The following is a 17,760-nucleotide window of genomic DNA, read 5'->3' on the forward strand; positions in this document are numbered from 1 at the left end:
TCTTTGCGTCTTCGCGTCTTGGCGCGATCTTTAAAGCGTGAAATAGAAAGTTGCACCCTCTCCCACCTTACCTTCCGCCCAAATTTGCCCCCCGTGACGGTGAACGATCCGCTGGACGGTGGCTAATCCAATCCCCGTACCTGGAAATTCAGCAGGTGAATGCAAGCGCCCAAAAGCTACAAAGAGTTTACTAGCATAATTCATATTAAAGCCCGCACCGTTGTCGCGGACAAAATACACGACTTGACCGTTTTCTTGCCGCAAAGTACTAAATTCAATCCGAGGTTGGGTTTGATTCGCTGTATATTTCCAGGCATTATTCAGCAAATTTTCTAGCAGCACGCCCAACAATCTAGCATCTCCACTAACAATTATTTCTGGCGCGATCGCCCATGTAATTTGTCTTTCTGGTTGTGTTTCCTGAAGCTTGGCAGCGATTTCGGTGGCTAATTCACTTAAATTGACTTCCGTGCGTTGCAACTCGCTACGGTTCACCCGCGATAAAGCTAACAAGCCTTCTATGAGTTCGCCCATCTGCTGAGTGTTACCGCGAATGCGCTGGAGATAGTCTTTACCGCGATCGTCTAGCTTGTCTGTGTAACGGCTGAGTAATATCTGACTAAAGCCATCAATTTGTCTTAATGGCGCTCTCAGGTCGTGGGAGACTGAATAAGAAAATGCCTCTAACTCTTTGTTAACGGCTTCAAGTTCGGCTGTGCGATCGCTAACGCGGCGTTCTAAGCTTTGATTTAATTCTCTGATTTCTTGCTCGGCTCGTCGGCGATCGCTAATATCAGTAAAGGCAACGATAGCATAGACAATATTGCCACAATCCTCTCGAATTGGCGTAGCGCGGACTTCAAGGTGAAGAACGTTACCATCTCGATGCAGCGATAAATCGTCAACAATAACGGTTTCGCCTTTTAATGCCCGCATCATTGGTAATTCTTCAGTCGGGTAGGGGCGATCGCCGCGATAGACCTGATAAAGTTTCACTAATTCCTCTGATGTAGCATCTGAGATAATCTTGCCGAGTAGATGCTGTGCTGTTTGATTGGCGTAAGAAATTTTACTAGTTGAATCGTGAACGATTACGCCCACGGGTACAGCTTCTAAAAATTGATGCAATTGCCTTTCGCTGGCTGATAGCGCTACATTCAATTCTTGCATCTCAGCAAAAGACTTTTGCAATTCTACTGCCATACTGTTGAAGGATTTAGCCAGTTCGCCAATTTCATCCGAACGTCCGAGTTCTTCTACGGTTTTATCCCATTCTCCATTGGCGATATGTTTAGCACTAGTATTTAGGCGTTGAATTGGTTTGGCAATCCATCGAGTTGTAAAAATTCCAATTATGACTGCTACGAGTAAAGCCACAACACATAGTACAATTGTTGTCCGAGTCGTGGCGTAGATATCTTCCATGAAATCGGCTTCTGGAATCACCGCAACTATCAGCCAGTCAATCCCCCAACTATCTCGAAAAGGATGTATATCTACAAAATATCGTTGGCGATCTTGGCTAAATTCTAGCTGTTGTGGGCGATCGGTATTTATAAATTTGTGCGAGTTTGTCGTTAGATATCGTGCCGTAGATCGAACCAAGGGATTTTTACTTTCTGATGCTTTGAGGCGTTGCAATTTGCCTCCTTGCACGATAGAAAATGGCTGATAATTATCTGAAGATGCTACCAGTAAACCAGAGCGATCGAGGATAAAAATTTGTCCCGATTTACTAATTGGAATATGGTGTAGGTAATTGCTAATTCTTGAGAGTTTTAAAGGAGTATCTAAGACTCCAAGTAAATTTCTGTTTTGGTCGTAAACTGGTAAGACTGCATCGAGCGCCATCTCTTTCTGGTTAAACCAAATATAGATAGGACTCCAGGCAGCTTTACCCTTTTGAACTGCTTCTTGATACCAGGGGCGAGTTCTTGGATCGTAATATGGAGTGACTTGAACGAGTTTTCCTCGCTGTCCTTGACTGTTGACTGTATATGTATAATATTTGGGATTGGATGGATTATTTACAACTTCAATATGCAGCCTGCCATCTGTGAGGTGATCGATCCCGACATACTCTCCTTTTTGATTTCCCCAAGCTGTATAGGGAACGATCTCAAACGACTGCATTTGGTTTAATAATAAGCTTTCAAATTCAGCTAAAGGTGCTGTTACTAAACTCTTTTCAATCACATTTTGATTAACCTGATTGAGGAGATGTGGTGTTTGTAAATAAGTTTTTAGCTGTAAATAAAGACGTTCCGCAATCTGAGTTTGCAATCGTTCAGAAAGATCGTTGACTGCCCTTTGTCCATTTTGAAACGAAAGATTTCCCACTAGTCCTACTATTGCAATAATTTGCAACACAAAAGCAGTTAGAAGGAGATTTTGTAAAGAAGTCTTTCCTAAGACTAGGGTAGGGAATTTATACAGAAATCGCATAGGACTCTAGGCTGATTGCCCAATAGAAGCCGCGATCGCGCTGTGGCGATCGTCATTCACACTTGCATTGTTGACTTACTCTTCTCAGATTTACAATTAGTAACTAAAAGCTATTGACGGAAAATTAACTATTAATAATTATAGAAACAGAGATTTTCTGAACATATATTTTATTACACTAATTAATATTAAATTCAGCAACCGCCTCTGTTGTCAGACAATGGGTATAGTCTTCATGATGTCAAGCTTTTGCAATATTTTGTATACTAGGCAATGTCACGCAAAGACGCAGAGGCGCAAAGGATACTTCGCGGCTTTGCGTCTTGGCGCGATCGCAAACAAAAGATGTCATTTAGGTAAGAAATCGATTATCCTCTATCTAGCTACAATTTGGAGGAGATGGAGATGAGGATCTGGATAGCCTGCTTTTTCATCCTGTTTGCGATTGCTCAGTTATTCGACTGGATGAAACACTTGTCTTTACCGTTGCCTATTTATATATTGGGAGGCTTGTTTTTAGCGATCGGTTCAAATTCTAACAAAAGCATTTTTGGTAAAGTTATTGACGATCTACTAGCTGATGCTGGCTATCCTGGCGATCGATCTGGATCGGATAGTGGCGATCGTATTTTAGATGAAACAAAATCGTAATCAGTTGTTAGTGACTAGTGGCTGGTGACTAGATACTAAGAATTTAGCTACGCACCACACATCACTCTCTAGCTTGTTACTCGCTGTCTCTATCAGTTTAAAAAACTCATAAAAATAGAAATATTTGTCATAAATGTAACTACAGTACCAATAATGACTCCTTTCATTCTGCCCCACTGTTGCGTGCGTTTTAACCACAAAATAATAGGAATTGCATAAAATAATTGCCATATTCCTAAATAGAATCCTACTAAAATTGTATTTGCCGCTAACAGAGGATTAAACATGCTAATAAAAAATGCTGCAACTTTTAATACCGTTAAAATAGCTAGATGAATTCCTAGTAGAAAAAACAATCCAGAAAGGATTTTTTGAAATTCTTGTTGATTGAATCTTTTTTTAGTTTTCATTGTTATTAATACTCTTTAGCTATATTTTCATCTTTGCTTACAACAGACTCCTAACAACTTAATATACCTGAAATCAAATTGCCAAATGGGATTATTCTACCACCCAATTGAACGATATTAATTTAGAGCGCTTAGCGATCGCGCGTTCAAGAAATCGCATCAAAATTTGTTGATTGGGCAACAGACATTAACTCTCGCCACATCAGCAACAGAATTTAGCAAGAAAATCTGAAAAATCTCGTTTTCAGTATTTTGACTTTTACCTTTTAACTTTTGACTTCCTTATTTCCCCAAATTCCGTTTTAGCTTTTCCAACTCATCGTCAGTTTCCCAACGGCGAAAAGCTGCATCCAAATCGTCTGCACCGCTGGAGAAGCTGCGACTTTGATTCCAGCCAGCCGTATCAAAGCGTTGAGAAGACTGAGTAGCACGATTAGCCTGCACTTGTGCGGCTTTTGCTTGTACCTCCTGACGGCGTTGCTGCACTTTTTTGAGTAATTCTTTAGCTTGACTAATCCGTTCCTTAATTCCTTGCATTTGTCCCCAGCGTTGATTTCCTTCGCGCAATAACGCTGCTTCTCGCTGCTGTGCTGGTTCTGCTAAGTCAAGCCGATTAGCCGCTTTTGCCTTCTCAATCCGAATGTGCCATTTTTGAATTTCTTGTGCTGTAGTGAGAATTTCATCCTGCGATCGCTTTTCTTGTAACTGGAGTTCTGCAATTAACTTTAAAGTATCTTCCTCTTGTTGCCGCAACTGTTCCGATAGCGCTTCTATTTCTAAATGAGGATTGTTCCGCAAGAATTCTTCTAAACGGCTTTCTAAAAAACGGCTGAAATCGTCAAATAAACCCACTGTGAGAACTCCAATTAATAAATGTAGGGTGGGCAATGCCCACCCTACTGTCTATGCTAATACTGTCGATTCAGTAGAGGTACGACGAGAACGCACCTCCAAGTAAACCAGCAGTGCGTTGACATCCGCTGGATTTACGCCACCAATTCGCGCTGCTTGTCCGATCGTCAGCGGTTTAACTTTAGCAAGTTTTTCCCGCGCTTCTTTCGAGAGGGTGTCAATTGCCCCATAATCTAAATCTGGAGGTAAGGGACGATTTGCTTGACGGGCGATTTGGTCGATTTGATTTTGCTGGCGTTGTAAATAGCCAGAATACTTAATTTCAATCTCCGCTGCTGTTTTTTCTACCAAACTCAGATCGCTATTGCCCAATCCGTGAGTTTCTAAATTGGTGTAATGGAAACCAGGACGACGCAACAGATCGGCTAAAGTAATCGAACCTTTAATTGCTTGTTGAGTCGCAGAGGCGATCGCAATACCGATCTCATCGTGTTCTTTCAGCCGTGTCGTATGCAACCGTTCTTTTTCAGCGGCAATATTTGTCTGCTTGCATGTAAACAATTCCCAACGGCGATCGTCAATTAAGCCGATTTTCCTCCCTATGGGAGTCAAACGGCGATCGGCGTTATCCGATCGCAACAATAACCGATATTCCGAACGACTGGTCAGCATCCGATACGGTTCGCGTAAGTCTTTGGTACACAAGTCATCAACTAACGTGCCGATATAACTCTGTTCGCGGGGAAATACGATAAATTCTTGGTGACGGACAAATCGTGCTGCATTCACCCCAGCCACAAAACCTTGGGCGGCGGCTTCTTCATAACCCGTCGTACCGTTAATCTGTCCTGCACAGAATAAGCCTTCAATTTTCTTCGTCATCAGCGTGGGATAGCACTGCGTCGCGGGTAGATAATCGTATTCCACCGCATAAGCAGGACGCAGCATGGCGCAGTTTTCTAAACCGGGTAGCGATCGCAGCATTTGTAACTGAATTGCTTCTGGTAGCCCTGTGGAAAACCCTTGAATATAAAGTTCGGGAATATCTCGTCCTTCCGGTTCGATAAAAATTTGGTGGCTTTCTTTGTCGGCAAACCGGACGATCTTATCTTCAATACTAGGACAATAGCGCGGTCCCTTCGCATCCACCCAGCCGCCATACACGGGCGACATGTGTAAGTTTTCTCGAATAATTCTATGGGTTTCTGCTGTCGTACGGGTAAGGTAGCAAGGCACTTGTTCCCGTTCCACCCACACTTGAGGATCGAAACTAAACCAGCCGACTTTCTCATCTCCTGGCTGAATTTCTAAATTACTGTAATCTACCGATCGCTTGTCTACTCTGGCGGGAGTTCCCGTCTTCAGCCGTCCGGTTTCAAAACCCAGCCTATTTAAAGTATCCGTCAATCCTTCTGCGGCAAATTCTCCGGCGCGTCCGGCGGGCATGGATTTATTTCCTACCCAGATCCGTCCGCCGAGAAACGTTCCTGTTGTCAGTACGACTGCTTTGCACTCAAACGCTACGCCGAAATAAGTTTCTACCCCGACAACTTCATCGTTTGCACCCAGGACTAAATCTGTCACCATCCCTTCGCGGATCGTCAGATTCTCTTGGTTCTCTACGATGCGCTTCATCACAGCCGCATATTCCCGCTTATCCGTCTGCGCCCGCAACGCCCACACAGCAGGTCCTCTAGAGGCATTCAGTATCCGCTTTTGCAGATACGTGCGGTCTGCCATTTTGCCAATTTCTCCACCCAAAGCATCCACTTCATGAACGAGTTGGGATTTAGCGGGACCTCCTACTGCTGGATTGCAAGGTTGCCAAGCAATTTTATCGAGATTCAACGTCAGCAGCAAAGTTTTACAACCCAAGCGTGCCGCAGCTAGGGCAGCTTCACAACCAGAATGCCCTGCGCCGACGACAACGACATCATAGGCATCGAGAAATTGAACGGAAGTAGGCGATCGCATGGTCTTGCTTGACTTGAAAGCAGTAGTTACCAATCTCGATTGTAACTGTTTCGACCGTCTCCGAAATTTTGGCGATCGCTTCACATTCTATTTGTAGACTATCCAGCAGTTTTACTGAGGAGGTTTGCCGCAAGCATACTCTAATTTAGATGTGAATAGCTCGGAATCTGAGAAAAATTCTTTTATGTCTGGTGTTTTCAGTCTTCTCTATCGCAAATGGTTGGGTAAATTAGAATACTTACTCATAGCAGTTTCTATTCTTAGCTTTATTGCTTCTTTCTCAGGCAATAATATTTTTACTATTTCAACTCCTATTTTTTTATTTCTATCTCTGCACGCTAATATATCTAAACAAAAATATCTGCATGAAAGTCGCCAGCCACAAGATCGATTTTTTCAACTAGAACAGCTTGTCTTGTCTCGCGATGCCAATCTTGCTGACATTCAAGCTACATTATCTGAAATTGATAAGCTATATTTAGATTTTTCTCAAATTCAACAACGATTTGTTATTATCGAAGACTTTTTAAAATCATACAGACTCGATACTCAAAACTTAAATTTACAGCAACTTTTGAACGGGTTGGAAGCAAATATTAAAAGAACAGAACGACAATACAATCAGGGTCAAATACTAGAATCACAGCTAATTTTACAAGAACAAATTACTCATATAGAAGAACAATTATTATACAATCTCGAAAACCATACGCCAGCCCCCGACAACCTTCAGACGTTGACTCAGCAGATTCAAGATTTAAGCGATCGGGTAGTAAGTTACTCAGATATTCAAGCCGAAGATCGAGTCCAACAGTCGCAAGTTAATGAAAAAATCCAAAAGTTAGAGCGGCAATTTAATAGCTTACCATTCATTGAATTCTTAAATCGGATAGCACAATTAGAAGAACTGAACGAACAAGTTAAAAATAGCTTGACAGAATCTAAGCGCGTCACAAAATCTCTGAAAGGAGAGGTTGAATTGGTCAGTCAAAAACTCCAATGTATAATTGCTACAGCCGCAACTGCACAAACTGAAAATTGCGATCGCCAGCCATCTTCAGAACTACAAGCAAGCTACGAGCAAAATGCAGAAATGACTCAGCGTCTTGCTAAAGAAGTTAGCTCTTTACGCAAACAAACGCAAGCAATTTTGAGTAGTTTATCAGCTAGAATTACCCAGCTACGCATAGAGGTCGATAAGCAACACCATTCTGAGATATCTCCAGCTAAAATCCCAGTAAATACAGACGAACTAGCAACCTGGGCGGGAGAATTTGGCGATCGCATTCCCAAGTAAGTGTACGTTGTAGGGGCGCACAGCCGTGCGCCCCACAATTTCGTGCGCCCCACAATTTGTAGTAGTGCGAGATTCCATTGCAACCAGAGATTGTAGATTGTTGACAATCTACAATTAGCAATTTATCATTCTTCCTAGTGTTAACTCTCTGAGGTGCGAAGTGGTGGAACGCAGACACTCGAACCTGGCAATAGTCGCGAAAAGTTTGGACATTCAAGCAGCTGAGGCGATTCGGGAACAAATTCTCAGTGGTGGATTTCCGCCTGGTTCGCGCCTGCTAGAAATTCCGCTATCAGAAGAACTCAATCTCAGTCGGGGAACGATCCGTTCTGCATTACAACAGCTGACTTACGAGGGTTTGGTGGTACAAATTCCCTACAAAGGTTGTGCTGTGTTGGAACTGAGTTCTCAAGATGCTTGGGAACTGTATACGTTACGCAGTGCATTAGAAGGTTTAGCCGCCAAATTAGCTGCTGCTGCAATGACAGCCGATAAAGCTGAAATTTTAAATAGTAGTTTAAAACAACTGATTGAGGCAACAAAAAGCGATCGCCGTGGTAAAGTTGCAGATGCAGACTTTGCATTACATCAAGCGATCGTCCAGCTATCGGGACATCAAAGATTGCAACAACAATATCAAATTGTCGGACAACAAATTCGTTTGTATATTGCCTCTTGTAATACTCTGATTCCCGATGTCGAAGAAATTATCGAGCAACATAGGCTATTAATTAAAGCAATTTGTTCTGGAAATGTCGTTATTGCCGAACAAATTGCCAAAGAACATAATGCCGATGGGGAAGAATTGATTAAACATTTAGAAAAAGTAGAAATCAAAAACTTTTAAAACATAAAAATTGTGTATAGTTTTTTTCTGGCACAATGCAACGATTAGATGTTATACCAATTCTATTTATCCTTGCACTAAATCGGTCGCTCATAGCCCCCTTAACAAGGGGGGTTGGGGGATCTTCCGTGGCGCAGTCAGATCAAAATGGTATTAGGAGTCACCATGAAAATCGATTTTAACAACTATGAAGCTTTAACCTTTGACTGCTACGGTACGATGATTGATTGGGAGACTGGAGTTTTAACTGCGATCGCCCCTATTCTTTCTAACCATAATATCCAACTAACCAACGAACAGATCTTTGATGCTTTCAGTGAAATTGAAAATGAAATAGAAGCAGGTGAGTATATTAAGTATCGGCAAGTACTGAGAAATGTTGTCGAAAAAATGGGCGATCGCTTCGACTTTACACCAAATCCTACAGAAGTAGATGCGCTAGCCAATTCTTTAACTAGTTGGCAACCCTTTTCTGATAGCGTAGAGGCGTTAAAAGTCTTAAAACAGAAATTTAAACTAGCTGTAATCTCTAACGTAGATAACGATTTGTTTGCTGAAACAGTGAAACATTTACAAGTTGATTTTGATTATGTTATTACAGCAGAACAGCTAAAAAGTTATAAGCCCTCTCATAATAATTTCTACGCAGCATTTGATAGAATTGGTTTACCTAAAGAAAAAATATTACACGTTGCAGCTAGCGTGTATCACGATATTGTACTCGCTAAAACATTGGGTATGACTGCGGTGTGGGTAAATCGGCGCGGAGTTAAGCAAGATTCTGGTGCAGATTTAGAAGTACCTGATTTGAAAACTTTAGCCGCTCTGGTTGGTCAAAAGTAGCGATCGCTTTTCAGTTAGATGACGTAAATTTCATCTACACGGCACTATCGATTGTTAGAAAAAAGTGTGGAAGATCCGACTAACTTCTGCTAATAACGAGCGCCGCAAACACATGTAGGTCAATTTTTAGCGCTTCCTTGCCAAGAAAGAACGTTTAACACTAATACTTAATAAAACCGAGATAAAAAGAGTAAATAAGCAAAAAAGGTTGTTTTAAGAGCATTTTTAGACAATTCGACACAATAAATCCCCATCACGCTCACTTGACTTAAACAACAAGTATGTTGCTAAACTAGTCAACAGCTTAAACAACAGATATGTTGCTTAAGTGAATAACAGACGCTCTGACAATTATCTGATGCACGCATTCGCTGAGCTATACACAGTTAGCTGGGTAAAGTTTTGAAACAGCGTAGCTTGTGAACAGCACGGCACTGAGTTATTGTCAAGAGGAGCAAGATAGTCAAAGCACCAGCTTGTAGTGTGGAAAGGAGTTTTGCGATCGAGACAAAAGCGGATTGCGTTTTTGTTGAGATTCGGATTAACCGTAACGCGATCGAAGGGTTGGCAAACTTTAAAGTAAAGCAGCCAGGGCAAGTGGAAGTGAGTAAGGCAGAAAAGGTGCTGCTGAACCTGTGAACTTACGATCCGGTTAGATATAGGAAAGATATGAATGCCATCTGGAACAACGTTAAAGAGGGTGCGATCGACTTCTGCCACAACTTTGGCTGGGCATGGTGGCTAGAAATTGACACCCAGAATCCACTCTGTACGTATTACTTCGGTCCCTTCCTTACTGCTAGAGAAGCTCAAGCTGCGAAGACTGGCTATGTAGAAGATTTAGAGCAAGAAGGAGCTACAGAAATTATGGCAACAATCAAACGCTGCAAACCAGAAAAATTGACGGTTTCAGCAGATTTGGCATAAAAGAGCGTCCCAGTAAAATCAGCATTCAGCACTCAAATGTGGCATTTCTTCGGGAGAAAACTGAGTTTTCAAAGGTTTCCATAATCATGATTCAAGTACTCGATCGCGCTGCAACAAACCAAAGTAGCGTTCTGTGCTGCTATACCAATGCTACTAACAGCCTTCAAATTGCCCGCATTACCAATATTCCTCACTGGTGGTTTGAGCGAGTTGTGTTTCCAGGGCAAAGATTATTATTTGAAGCCGTACCAGATGCCCGGTTAGAAATTCATACAGGTGCGGCAAGCGGCTCGATTCTGTCGGATAAAATTCCTTGCGATCGCCTTTGCGTCGGTGAATCGTCAGTTCATTCCGAGGACGACGAGTTCAGATCGCGCAACTATTAGCACTTGTGCGAGTGCAACTGAAGTTGAGTAGACTAAGGCAGGAAAACCAGGACTATGGAAAACATCAAACCAGATTGGAGTTAAGCATAACCTGAATTCGAGAGCATTTCATGTCTCAACTAGAGCAACAAAACTTGGAATGGTGGGCAGAAATCGTGACCGATCGCCCCCTTTGTACCTACTACTTTGGACCTTTTGCCACAGCCAAGACTGCCAAACTCGCTCAGCTAGCGCATATAGAAGATTTCGAGCAGGAAGGAAGCAAGATCGTCTTTGTAGCCGTCAGGCGATGCCAATCGCAATTACTAACAAGCTTTGAGGATGAATAAATTTACATGTATCATTTCGCTTGAATCGAGTAGCCGCAGCAGCGATCGCCGCTATTCATCCATTGGGTGCGCTCGATAATACACTCTGGCAAAACCGCCGCAAAAATTTCTAACTCATGACCGCAAACAAAGGAACATGACTTGGCAATTTTGGCGATCGCGCAGTTATGTTCGGTGAGGACAAATTTATCCTTGGAATTACTAGGATCGCCACTTACTACTAAATGCCATTCTGCCATGTACCCTTCTCGTTGACGAAGTTCTACTAGTTTTGCCACTCGCTCTTGCAGCGAACCGTTTCCCAAGTATTGGCGATATTTGACAACTTTACGTTCCCACTGCTGGCGGAGAATTGCTCTTACTTGTTCTTCCCCCACCATGTCCGTTAAAGTATCTAAAAATGAAATGGCAAACTCATCGTAACTATGGGGAAAGCTAGCTCTTCCTTGACGGCTAAGCTGATAGACATGATGCGGTCGCCCCATGCCAACTGGCATCGGTTGATACTCAATCAGCTGCTCATTCTGCAAATTTTTCAGATGCCGTTGTATTGCTTGCCGACTAATCGATAAAGCTTTCGCCAACTGCTGTGCCGTTGCTTGTCCTTGTTTCAGTAAATAAGGCAAAATCTCCTGTTTGGTAGAATAAGACTCAGTGGTTGTCATAGTTCTATCTCCTAACCTATTCAGTAATAGGTCAAGGGCAGTTGGAACTGTTTGCCAATCCTTCTCTCAATAATCTGCATTACTGAGCAAAGCAATTGTTCGGCTTGAGTAGCGCTTTTGTTGTTGAGCTAGCCTTATCCAAATTATGCAACAAAATTAGGCAACAAAGTAGTTGTTTAACTCCAGAGGGTAGCCAATTACAAGCAATCCTAGCTATGGTGGGAAAAGTCAGATTTTATATGCAGACTATATAAAGAACGATCGAATTGATACTCTTCGCGAGAGATAGCATAATACAGCACGTCTAATCCTTCTTTATTAGCGCGCTGGACAAATCTCATACCAATTCTTTCCATTACTCGCACCGAAGCAATATTTTCAACATCAGTATTAGTAATAATCTGCTGAAATTTATGTTCTGTAAATCCATATTGAATCATGGCTGTTGCAGCTTCTGTTGCTAGTCCTTGACCCCAATATTGCGGTGATAAACCATAGATTAGTTGTAATTCTGGTGGCTTTTCGTAAAAGAATCGGAAACCACAGAAGCCAATTAATTCTGAATTTTCTTTAAAAAAAATACTCCACTGACCAAAACCGTGTTGTTCAAAACACTTGGTATTATTTTCAATTTCTGTGGCAACCCACTCTCGCGGCATAATTTTATCGTCGCATAAGTATCTTCTGACTTGAGGATCGATAAAAATGCGGTGCAGATCATCTAAATCTGCTACTGCATAGGGACGGAATTTGAGGCGAGATGTATGAATTTCTATAAAAGGAAACATACTTTCTATTAGTCCGCGCAGGCAGACTTGGTTTGTGTAGTCGCGAATTTTATTCACCCAATACTCAATTACTTACTACACTTATGTCGAACAAACTTCGGCAATAGTTTAAGATATGTATCGCCAAACGAAAATTCAAACCTCAGTATCTTGCCTCAACCACTTTTCAACGGTTATTGGCTGATAGTTAGCTAACAAATCAAGTAAATCTTCAGATGACGACGATTCTAATACCAAAGAACGTAATTCCGATCTTAAAAAATCTTCTGTAACGGCGCGATCGAATAACTGTAATAGCGGATCGTAATAACCCTCAACATTTAATAAACCTTGGGGTTTTTGATGCAATCCCAACTGCGCCCAGGTAAGAATCTCGCAAAATTCTTCTAACGTGCCATATCCTCCAGGTAAGGCAATAAATGCGTCGGCTAATTCTGTCATCAATGCTTTGCGATCGTGCATGGAATCGACGACATGTAGTTGCGTCAGTCCGTTGTGGGCAATTTCCTTGTCAACTAAAAACTTGGGAATAACCCCAATTGCCTCACCACCTGCGGCTAAAGCGGCATCGGCTACCATACCCATCAAACCTACATTACCACCACCGTAAATTAAGCTTAATCCCCGACGCGCGATCGCCTCGCCCATTGCTTGGGCAGCTTCTTGGTAGATAGAACGATTACCCGTACTGGAACCGCAGAATATGCAAATAGATTCCATAAAAGTTCCTCAAATTCATCAAACGTAATCCAGAGGCGCAAACTTCTTCATTGCTTATTAAACCAGAGATGTTAAGATCCAGCGTTAGGGTTCTGGGGTAAATACCATGCCAGGAATTGGCAATAAAATCAAGTTTGGTACGGATGGTTGGCGCGGTATCATTGCTGATGAGTTTACATTTGAACGCTTAGCGTTAGTTGCACCGATCGCCGCTCAAGTTTTAGCACGAACGTACGGTAATACTACAGGTAGCAATACGATTATTGTGGGCTACGATCGCCGCTTCATGTCAGAGGATTTTGCCCGTGCAACAGCCCAAGCCGTTACAGCGGTAGGGTTTGACGTACTTTTATCAGAAACTTATGCTCCCACTCCTGCTTTTAGTCTAGCGGCAAAACAGCACAACGCTCTGGGCGCTTTAGTCATTACTGCTAGCCACAACCCAGGTAGCTATTCAGGATTGAAAGTTAAAGGCGCTTTTGGCGGTTCTGTCCCGCCAGAGGTGACAAAGAATATTGAATCTTTATTAGATCGTCCATCCTCTACCAGTGCCAATCCTGGGAAAATGACAACATTCAATCCTTGGTCTAGCTACTGCGACACTCTACGGGCAAAAGTCGATCTCGATCGCATTCGCTCGTATATTACTCAAGGTAAACTAACAGTCTTTGCTGATGTGATGCACGGTGCAGCCGCAGGGGGACTAGCACAGATATTAGAAGTACCAGTCAACGAACTTAACAGCGATCGCGATCCGTTATTTGGTGGCGGCGCGCCAGAACCATTACCAAAATACCTTTCCCGTTTATTTGAAACCATCCGTACCCATAGTGCTGAAAAAGGCAATTTGGCTGTAGGTTTAGTATTTGATGGCGATAGCGATCGGATTGCAGCTGTAGACGGACAAGGTAATTTTCTTAGTTCCCAAGTCCTGATTCCCATTTTGATCGAACACTTAGCCGTAAATCGCGGTATGAAAGGCGAACTCGTCAAAACTGTCAGCGGTTCTGACTTAATGCCCCGCGTTGCAGCTTTACATCAGATCCCAGTTTCCGAAACTCCGGTGGGATACAAATATATTGCCGATCGCATGTTGGAAACCCAAGTTTTGCTTGGGGGTGAAGAGTCAGGCGGGATCGGTTATGGAACGCATATTCCCGAACGAGATGCTTTACTTTCTGCCTTATATGTGCTAGAAGCAGTGACGCAATCTGGACTAGATTTAAGCGCCCTCTACCAGCAACTCCAGTCAAAAACTAACTTTCACTCTGCCTACGATCGCATCGATCTACCCTTAGCAAGCATGGAAGTGCGATCGCGTCTCTTGGATCAGTTGCAAACTCAGCCCCTCAAAGAAATTGCTGGAAAAGCTGTAGTCAACTGTCAGACGATTGATGGCTACAAATTCCGCTTGGATGATGATAGCTGGCTGATGATTCGCTTTAGCGGCACTGAACCTGTCTTGCGCTTATACTGCGAAGCATCAACAATTGAACAGGTGCATCAAACCCTCAATTGGGCAAAGGATTGGGCGGAAAGCTAGGGCAGGGGGACAAGGGGGATTTTAGATTGAATTTGAAATCTAATATCCAAAATTGATTCACCAGATACTCTTGACGGTTCGCCCGTCAATTTAAAATTCCCTCGGTGGCTATTCTCTACTTTCCATGAAAGCGATCGCAGGATATTTCCGCAGTTTGTTCGATCGAAAATTTGTCTTTACGGGGTTGAAGACCGCTCTATTTGTAGGCACGATCTTGTTTACGATTAATCATGGTGGAGCATTGCTGCGTGGAGACATGGATCGGGAACGCTGGATATCTGGAATGCTGACTTACCTCATGCCTTATTGCGTCAACGTCCACGGTCAGTACATAGCTCGCCGTAGACTATAGACGGATACAAGTAAATGAACTCAAAATCCGAAATCCAAAATCCAAAGTTTCTGGTTGTTGCGACTGGCAATCCAGGTAAGTTAAAGGAAATGCAAGCCTACCTGACCGATCTAGACTGGGAATTGACCCTCAAACCGTCAGATCTGGAAGTTGAGGAGACAGGCAATACTTTTGTTGCCAACGCTTGCTTGAAAGCTTCTCAGGTAGCAAAAGCAACTGGACAATGGGCGATCGCTGACGATTCTGGTTTACAAGTCGATGCTTTAGGTGGCGCTCCTGGGATTTACTCTGCCCGTTATGCTAAAACCGATGCAGAGCGGATCGAACGGGTTTTACAGGAACTAGGAGACGCGGCAAATAGACAGGCGCAATTTGTCTGCGCGATCGCGATCGCCCGTCCCGATGGCGCGATCGTCCTGCAAGCCGAAGGCATTTGTCGCGGTGAAATTTTGACTGCACCACGGGGCATAGGAGGCTTTGGCTACGATCCGATTTTCTACGTTCCCGATCGGCAAATGTCATTTGCCGAAATGCCACCCCAACTGAAACACGAAATTAGCCATCGCGGACGAGCCTTTCAAGCCCTGATTCCCCAGTTGCAAGTGATGCATGGATAGTGACTAGCGGCTAGACTCAATTCTTGTCACTAGCCACTAGTTACTAGTCACTGATAACTGATAACTGAGAACTAGCCTAAACTGCCTCCAGATTCTTTTCACCTGTCCGAATGCGGACGACTTCTTCCACAGGACTGATAAAGATCTTGCCATCGCCAATCTCTCCAGTACGGGCGGCGGCGATGATTTTGTCTACTACCATGTCTACCTGTGCGTCTTCGATGACGATCTCTACTTTGAGTTTTTGCAGAAACTCTACCGTATACTCGGAACCGCGATAGCGTTCTGTCTGTCCTTTTTGTCGTCCAAAGCCTCGGACTTCTGAAACTGTCATGCCCACAATGCCAGCGTTGACGAGGGCAATTTTCACTTCATCGAGTTTAAAGGGTCGGATAATTGCTTCTACCTTTTTCAATTTTCTCACTCCCGTTTGTTTATCGTTTTATATTGGTGTGTTTTACTGCTGTGATTCACCAAAGGAAAATTATCTCTTAGTTTGAGTGCGATCGCACTGTTTGAATTACTGCGTAGATTGCCTCCATCCTGTTTTTCTACACTCGATCGATCCCAAATGCAATAGCTGGAACTTATTTGTAGTATCATCCTCTAGTGTGAAGTATCGTATTAATTAATACATTTTTTAGAAGAAGGCAGTCAGTGCGATCGCTTAACGATTGGATGTTAGAGGGCGAACCAGGAGAAATCCAGTACTAAATGCTGTCACGACTACGATTGAAACTGCGATCGCCAATCCCCAGCCATTCATTCGAGTAGCGTCCGATGGGGAACGGTGATGGTGATTATCTGCTTCCACTTCTTCAACTGCTACAAATTCTGAAGCATGTCCGCCGCCAGTTTTCATTGTCACACCGCCTTGGTGTGCGGCACGACCAGACGGCGGGCGCTTTGGTTTAACTCGATCCTCTCGTTCGGGGCGATCGTTTTCTATTTGGTTCGCCACAGTCGTATCAACCACTTGTTGTAGATAGGAAACATGCTGTACGACTTTTTCAATTTCTTGGCGGAGGTGTTGATTTTGTCTGGCTAGCTGCTGATTTTGCGACTTGAGAGCGTCAATTATCTCCTGGGTAGCTTGCAACTCCAATGCCAATTCCCGATAGACCGAAAGTGGCACAGAGGGCATATAGTGATGAGATGTTGGATGATGATGAGCAGAGCTGGAGCTAGATCGCATGGTTAGCGCCGTCAAAAGAAATATTCGCCACCAGTTTAGCCAGATTTTGCTACTTTCACAGCTAAGTTGTAATATTTATCAGTTATTAGGAGTCAGGAGCCAGAAGTCAGGAGGGGAAAGAAATGCCCGACAGGTCCTTGTCCTTTGCCAATGTTGAGGGCGTGTTTCAAGGCTGTGGTAACGTATTCTTTCGCTTGCCGTACAGCAGTTAATGGCTCTTTCCCCAAAGCGAGATTGGCTGCGATCGCGGCGGCTAGGGTACAACCCGTACCGTGGGTATTTTTTGTATCGACTTGGGTTGTCGTTATTATCTCCAGGCGATCGCCATCAAACCAAACATCAACGCCGCGCACCTCTCCTAACATTCCTCCACCCTTGACTAACACAGCCTTTGCTCCCGTCCGGCGAAAAATGTCCTCAGCCGCAGCTTTCATGTCATCTAAGCTATGAATTTCTTTCCCACTTAAGATCTGCGCTTCGTAGCGGTTAGGGGTGACTATGGTTGCTAGAGGGATGAGTTGCGATCGCAAGCTTGTTACTGCTGCATCATCAATTAACTGCGCTCCCGTGCGCGACACCATCACGGGATCGACAACCAATTTATCTATACTTAAGCTCTCAACTTGCTGGGATACGGCTGTAATAATTTCCCGGTTGAGCAACATCCCAGTTTTTACACCTTGAACCCCGATATCCTCAACCACCGCTTGAATTTGAGCAACAACAGCAGCAGCAGGTAAAGCATCAACTCGCGTAACATCCAAAGTATTTTGAGCCGTGATACAAGTAATCGCACTCGTACCGTGTACGCAATGGAAGGCGAAAGTTTTCAGATCTGCTTGAATTCCAGCCCCGCCGCCGCTATCCGATCCCGCAATTGTCATTGCGACTGGTACTGTCGCTGGTAGCGAGTTATGAG

At 43.5% G+C, this 17,760-nt stretch carries 21 protein-coding genes; 11 read left to right on the forward strand and 10 right to left on the reverse strand.

What is annotated here, in order from left to right; translation table 11 throughout:
- Window positions 1-30 precede the first annotated feature (30 nt).
- Window positions 31-2,445 carry an ATP-binding protein gene (locus M5J74_RS14690; protein ID WP_250017085.1) on the reverse strand — a complete coding sequence of 805 codons (2,415 nt, stop codon included), beginning with the start codon at window positions 2,443-2,445 and terminating at the stop codon, window positions 31-33.
- 405 nt (window positions 2,446-2,850) lie between these two features.
- Between M5J74_RS14690 and M5J74_RS14695 the strand changes: the two genes are divergently transcribed.
- Entirely contained in the window at window positions 2,851-3,096 is a 246-nt protein-coding gene (locus M5J74_RS14695; RefSeq protein ID WP_250017086.1) for a hypothetical protein, read from the forward strand.
- 92 nt (window positions 3,097-3,188) lie between these two features.
- Here the strand turns inward: M5J74_RS14695 and M5J74_RS14700 are convergent, their stop codons facing one another.
- From M5J74_RS14700 to mnmG, 3 genes are all read right to left on the reverse strand, one after another.
- The gene (locus M5J74_RS14700) at window positions 3,189-3,506 is read right to left on the reverse strand and encodes a hypothetical protein (protein WP_015154831.1); all 318 of its coding nucleotides are present in this window, start codon (window positions 3,504-3,506) and stop codon (window positions 3,189-3,191) included.
- A 282-nt stretch (window positions 3,507-3,788) separates the two neighbouring features.
- Window positions 3,789-4,358 (reverse strand): TIGR04376 family protein, encoded by a 570-nt coding sequence (locus M5J74_RS14705; RefSeq protein WP_250017087.1) that lies wholly within the window; start codon window positions 4,356-4,358, stop codon window positions 3,789-3,791.
- Between the two features lie 51 nt (window positions 4,359-4,409).
- Window positions 4,410-6,332 (reverse strand): tRNA uridine-5-carboxymethylaminomethyl(34) synthesis enzyme MnmG, encoded by a 1,923-nt coding sequence (mnmG, locus tag M5J74_RS14710; protein ID WP_250017088.1) that lies wholly within the window; start codon window positions 6,330-6,332, stop codon window positions 4,410-4,412.
- A gap of 124 nt (window positions 6,333-6,456) precedes the next feature.
- Here mnmG and M5J74_RS14715 point away from each other — a divergent pair, with 124 nt between their 5' ends.
- The 7 genes from M5J74_RS14715 (at window position 6,457) to M5J74_RS14745 (ending at window position 10,961) form a co-directional block, all read left to right on the forward strand.
- A complete protein-coding gene (locus M5J74_RS14715; RefSeq protein ID WP_250017089.1) occupies window positions 6,457-7,629 on the forward strand; it encodes a hypothetical protein in 1,173 nt (390 codons plus the stop codon).
- 163 nt (window positions 7,630-7,792) lie between these two features.
- On the forward strand, window positions 7,793-8,476 hold the full coding sequence (locus tag M5J74_RS14720) for a GntR family transcriptional regulator (RefSeq protein ID WP_250017090.1): 684 nt from the start codon (window positions 7,793-7,795) through the stop codon (window positions 8,474-8,476).
- Between the two features lie 165 nt (window positions 8,477-8,641).
- The gene (locus tag M5J74_RS14725) at window positions 8,642-9,319 is read left to right on the forward strand and encodes a haloacid dehalogenase type II (RefSeq protein ID WP_250017091.1); all 678 of its coding nucleotides are present in this window, start codon (window positions 8,642-8,644) and stop codon (window positions 9,317-9,319) included.
- 483 nt (window positions 9,320-9,802) lie between these two features.
- Window positions 9,803-9,958 carry a hypothetical protein gene (locus tag M5J74_RS14730; protein WP_158631940.1) on the forward strand — a complete coding sequence of 52 codons (156 nt, stop codon included), beginning with the start codon at window positions 9,803-9,805 and terminating at the stop codon, window positions 9,956-9,958.
- 30 nt (window positions 9,959-9,988) lie between these two features.
- Entirely contained in the window at window positions 9,989-10,246 is a 258-nt protein-coding gene (locus tag M5J74_RS14735; RefSeq protein WP_015154837.1) for a DUF1816 domain-containing protein, read from the forward strand.
- Window positions 10,247-10,332: 86 nt separating this feature from the next.
- Window positions 10,333-10,632: a DUF1830 domain-containing protein gene (locus M5J74_RS14740; RefSeq protein ID WP_015154838.1), complete on the forward strand. Its 300-nt coding sequence runs from the start codon at window positions 10,333-10,335 to the stop codon at window positions 10,630-10,632.
- Window positions 10,633-10,742: 110 nt separating this feature from the next.
- Window positions 10,743-10,961 carry a DUF1816 domain-containing protein gene (locus M5J74_RS14745; RefSeq protein ID WP_015154839.1) on the forward strand — a complete coding sequence of 73 codons (219 nt, stop codon included), beginning with the start codon at window positions 10,743-10,745 and terminating at the stop codon, window positions 10,959-10,961.
- 11 nt (window positions 10,962-10,972) lie between these two features.
- Here M5J74_RS14745 and sufR read toward each other — a convergent pair whose 3' ends face one another.
- The 3 genes from sufR to M5J74_RS14760 all read right to left on the reverse strand — a co-directional run bounded on the left by sufR (window position 10,973) and on the right by M5J74_RS14760 (window position 13,134).
- Window positions 10,973-11,626: an iron-sulfur cluster biosynthesis transcriptional regulator SufR gene (sufR, locus tag M5J74_RS14750; protein ID WP_250017092.1), complete on the reverse strand. Its 654-nt coding sequence runs from the start codon at window positions 11,624-11,626 to the stop codon at window positions 10,973-10,975.
- A 209-nt stretch (window positions 11,627-11,835) separates the two neighbouring features.
- The gene (locus tag M5J74_RS14755; protein ID WP_106544171.1) at window positions 11,836-12,471 is read right to left on the reverse strand and encodes a GNAT family N-acetyltransferase; all 636 of its coding nucleotides are present in this window, start codon (window positions 12,469-12,471) and stop codon (window positions 11,836-11,838) included.
- A 78-nt stretch (window positions 12,472-12,549) separates the two neighbouring features.
- The gene (locus M5J74_RS14760) at window positions 12,550-13,134 is read right to left on the reverse strand and encodes a TIGR00730 family Rossman fold protein (protein WP_106169062.1); all 585 of its coding nucleotides are present in this window, start codon (window positions 13,132-13,134) and stop codon (window positions 12,550-12,552) included.
- Between the two features lie 106 nt (window positions 13,135-13,240).
- On the opposite strand from M5J74_RS14760, the gene M5J74_RS14765 reads away from it, so the two are divergent.
- The 3 genes from M5J74_RS14765 to rdgB all read left to right on the forward strand — a co-directional run bounded on the left by M5J74_RS14765 (window position 13,241) and on the right by rdgB (window position 15,646).
- Complete coding sequence (locus M5J74_RS14765) at window positions 13,241-14,677, forward strand: phosphoglucomutase/phosphomannomutase family protein (protein ID WP_015154843.1); 1,437 nt, start codon at window positions 13,241-13,243, stop codon at window positions 14,675-14,677.
- A gap of 124 nt (window positions 14,678-14,801) precedes the next feature.
- On the forward strand, window positions 14,802-15,029 hold the full coding sequence (nrtS, locus tag M5J74_RS14770) for a nitrate/nitrite transporter NrtS (protein WP_015154844.1): 228 nt from the start codon (window positions 14,802-14,804) through the stop codon (window positions 15,027-15,029).
- Between the two features lie 14 nt (window positions 15,030-15,043).
- Window positions 15,044-15,646 carry an RdgB/HAM1 family non-canonical purine NTP pyrophosphatase gene (rdgB, locus tag M5J74_RS14775; RefSeq protein ID WP_015154845.1) on the forward strand — a complete coding sequence of 201 codons (603 nt, stop codon included), beginning with the start codon at window positions 15,044-15,046 and terminating at the stop codon, window positions 15,644-15,646.
- Window positions 15,647-15,722: 76 nt separating this feature from the next.
- Here the strand turns inward: rdgB and M5J74_RS14780 are convergent, their stop codons facing one another.
- The 3 genes from M5J74_RS14780 to thiD all read right to left on the reverse strand — a co-directional run bounded on the left by M5J74_RS14780 (window position 15,723) and on the right by thiD (window position 17,725).
- Window positions 15,723-16,061, reverse strand: coding sequence for a P-II family nitrogen regulator (locus M5J74_RS14780; protein WP_039717719.1), 339 nt, complete (start codon window positions 16,059-16,061; stop codon window positions 15,723-15,725).
- Between the two features lie 252 nt (window positions 16,062-16,313).
- Entirely contained in the window at window positions 16,314-16,841 is a 528-nt protein-coding gene (locus M5J74_RS14785) for a DUF3450 domain-containing protein (protein WP_250017094.1), read from the reverse strand.
- 92 nt (window positions 16,842-16,933) lie between these two features.
- Entirely contained in the window at window positions 16,934-17,725 is a 792-nt protein-coding gene (gene thiD, locus M5J74_RS14790) for a bifunctional hydroxymethylpyrimidine kinase/phosphomethylpyrimidine kinase (RefSeq protein ID WP_015154848.1), read from the reverse strand.
- Window positions 17,726-17,760: the final 35 nt, after the last annotated feature.

The organism is Chroococcidiopsis sp. CCNUC1, assembly GCF_023546805.1.
GTDB lineage: Bacteria > Cyanobacteriota > Cyanobacteriia > Cyanobacteriales > Chroococcidiopsidaceae > Chroococcidiopsis > Chroococcidiopsis thermalis.

Excerpts from the sequence above, each read along its gene's own strand:
- M5J74_RS14690 (WP_250017085.1), bottom strand. The coding sequence starts at position 2,445 with ATGCGATTTCTGTATAAATTCCCTACCCTAGTCTTAGGAAAGACTTCT.
- M5J74_RS14740 (WP_015154838.1), top strand. The coding sequence starts at position 10,333 with ATGATTCAAGTACTCGATCGCGCTGCAACAAACCAAAGTAGCGTTCTG.
- sufR (WP_250017092.1), bottom strand. The coding sequence starts at position 11,626 with ATGACAACCACTGAGTCTTATTCTACCAAACAGGAGATTTTGCCTTAT.
- nrtS (WP_015154844.1), top strand. The coding sequence starts at position 14,802 with ATGAAAGCGATCGCAGGATATTTCCGCAGTTTGTTCGATCGAAAATTT.
- M5J74_RS14745 (WP_015154839.1), top strand. The coding sequence starts at position 10,743 with ATGTCTCAACTAGAGCAACAAAACTTGGAATGGTGGGCAGAAATCGTG.
- thiD (WP_015154848.1), bottom strand. The coding sequence starts at position 17,725 with ATGACAATTGCGGGATCGGATAGCGGCGGCGGGGCTGGAATTCAAGCA.
- M5J74_RS14700 (WP_015154831.1), bottom strand. The coding sequence starts at position 3,506 with ATGAAAACTAAAAAAAGATTCAATCAACAAGAATTTCAAAAAATCCTT.
- M5J74_RS14695 (WP_250017086.1), top strand. The coding sequence starts at position 2,851 with ATGAGGATCTGGATAGCCTGCTTTTTCATCCTGTTTGCGATTGCTCAG.
- M5J74_RS14725 (WP_250017091.1), top strand. The coding sequence starts at position 8,642 with ATGAAAATCGATTTTAACAACTATGAAGCTTTAACCTTTGACTGCTAC.
- M5J74_RS14735 (WP_015154837.1), top strand. The coding sequence starts at position 9,989 with ATGAATGCCATCTGGAACAACGTTAAAGAGGGTGCGATCGACTTCTGC.
- M5J74_RS14760 (WP_106169062.1), bottom strand. The coding sequence starts at position 13,134 with ATGGAATCTATTTGCATATTCTGCGGTTCCAGTACGGGTAATCGTTCT.
- mnmG (WP_250017088.1), bottom strand. The coding sequence starts at position 6,332 with ATGCGATCGCCTACTTCCGTTCAATTTCTCGATGCCTATGATGTCGTT.
- M5J74_RS14785 (WP_250017094.1), bottom strand. The coding sequence starts at position 16,841 with ATGCGATCTAGCTCCAGCTCTGCTCATCATCATCCAACATCTCATCAC.
- M5J74_RS14765 (WP_015154843.1), top strand. The coding sequence starts at position 13,241 with ATGCCAGGAATTGGCAATAAAATCAAGTTTGGTACGGATGGTTGGCGC.
- rdgB (WP_015154845.1), top strand. The coding sequence starts at position 15,044 with ATGAACTCAAAATCCGAAATCCAAAATCCAAAGTTTCTGGTTGTTGCG.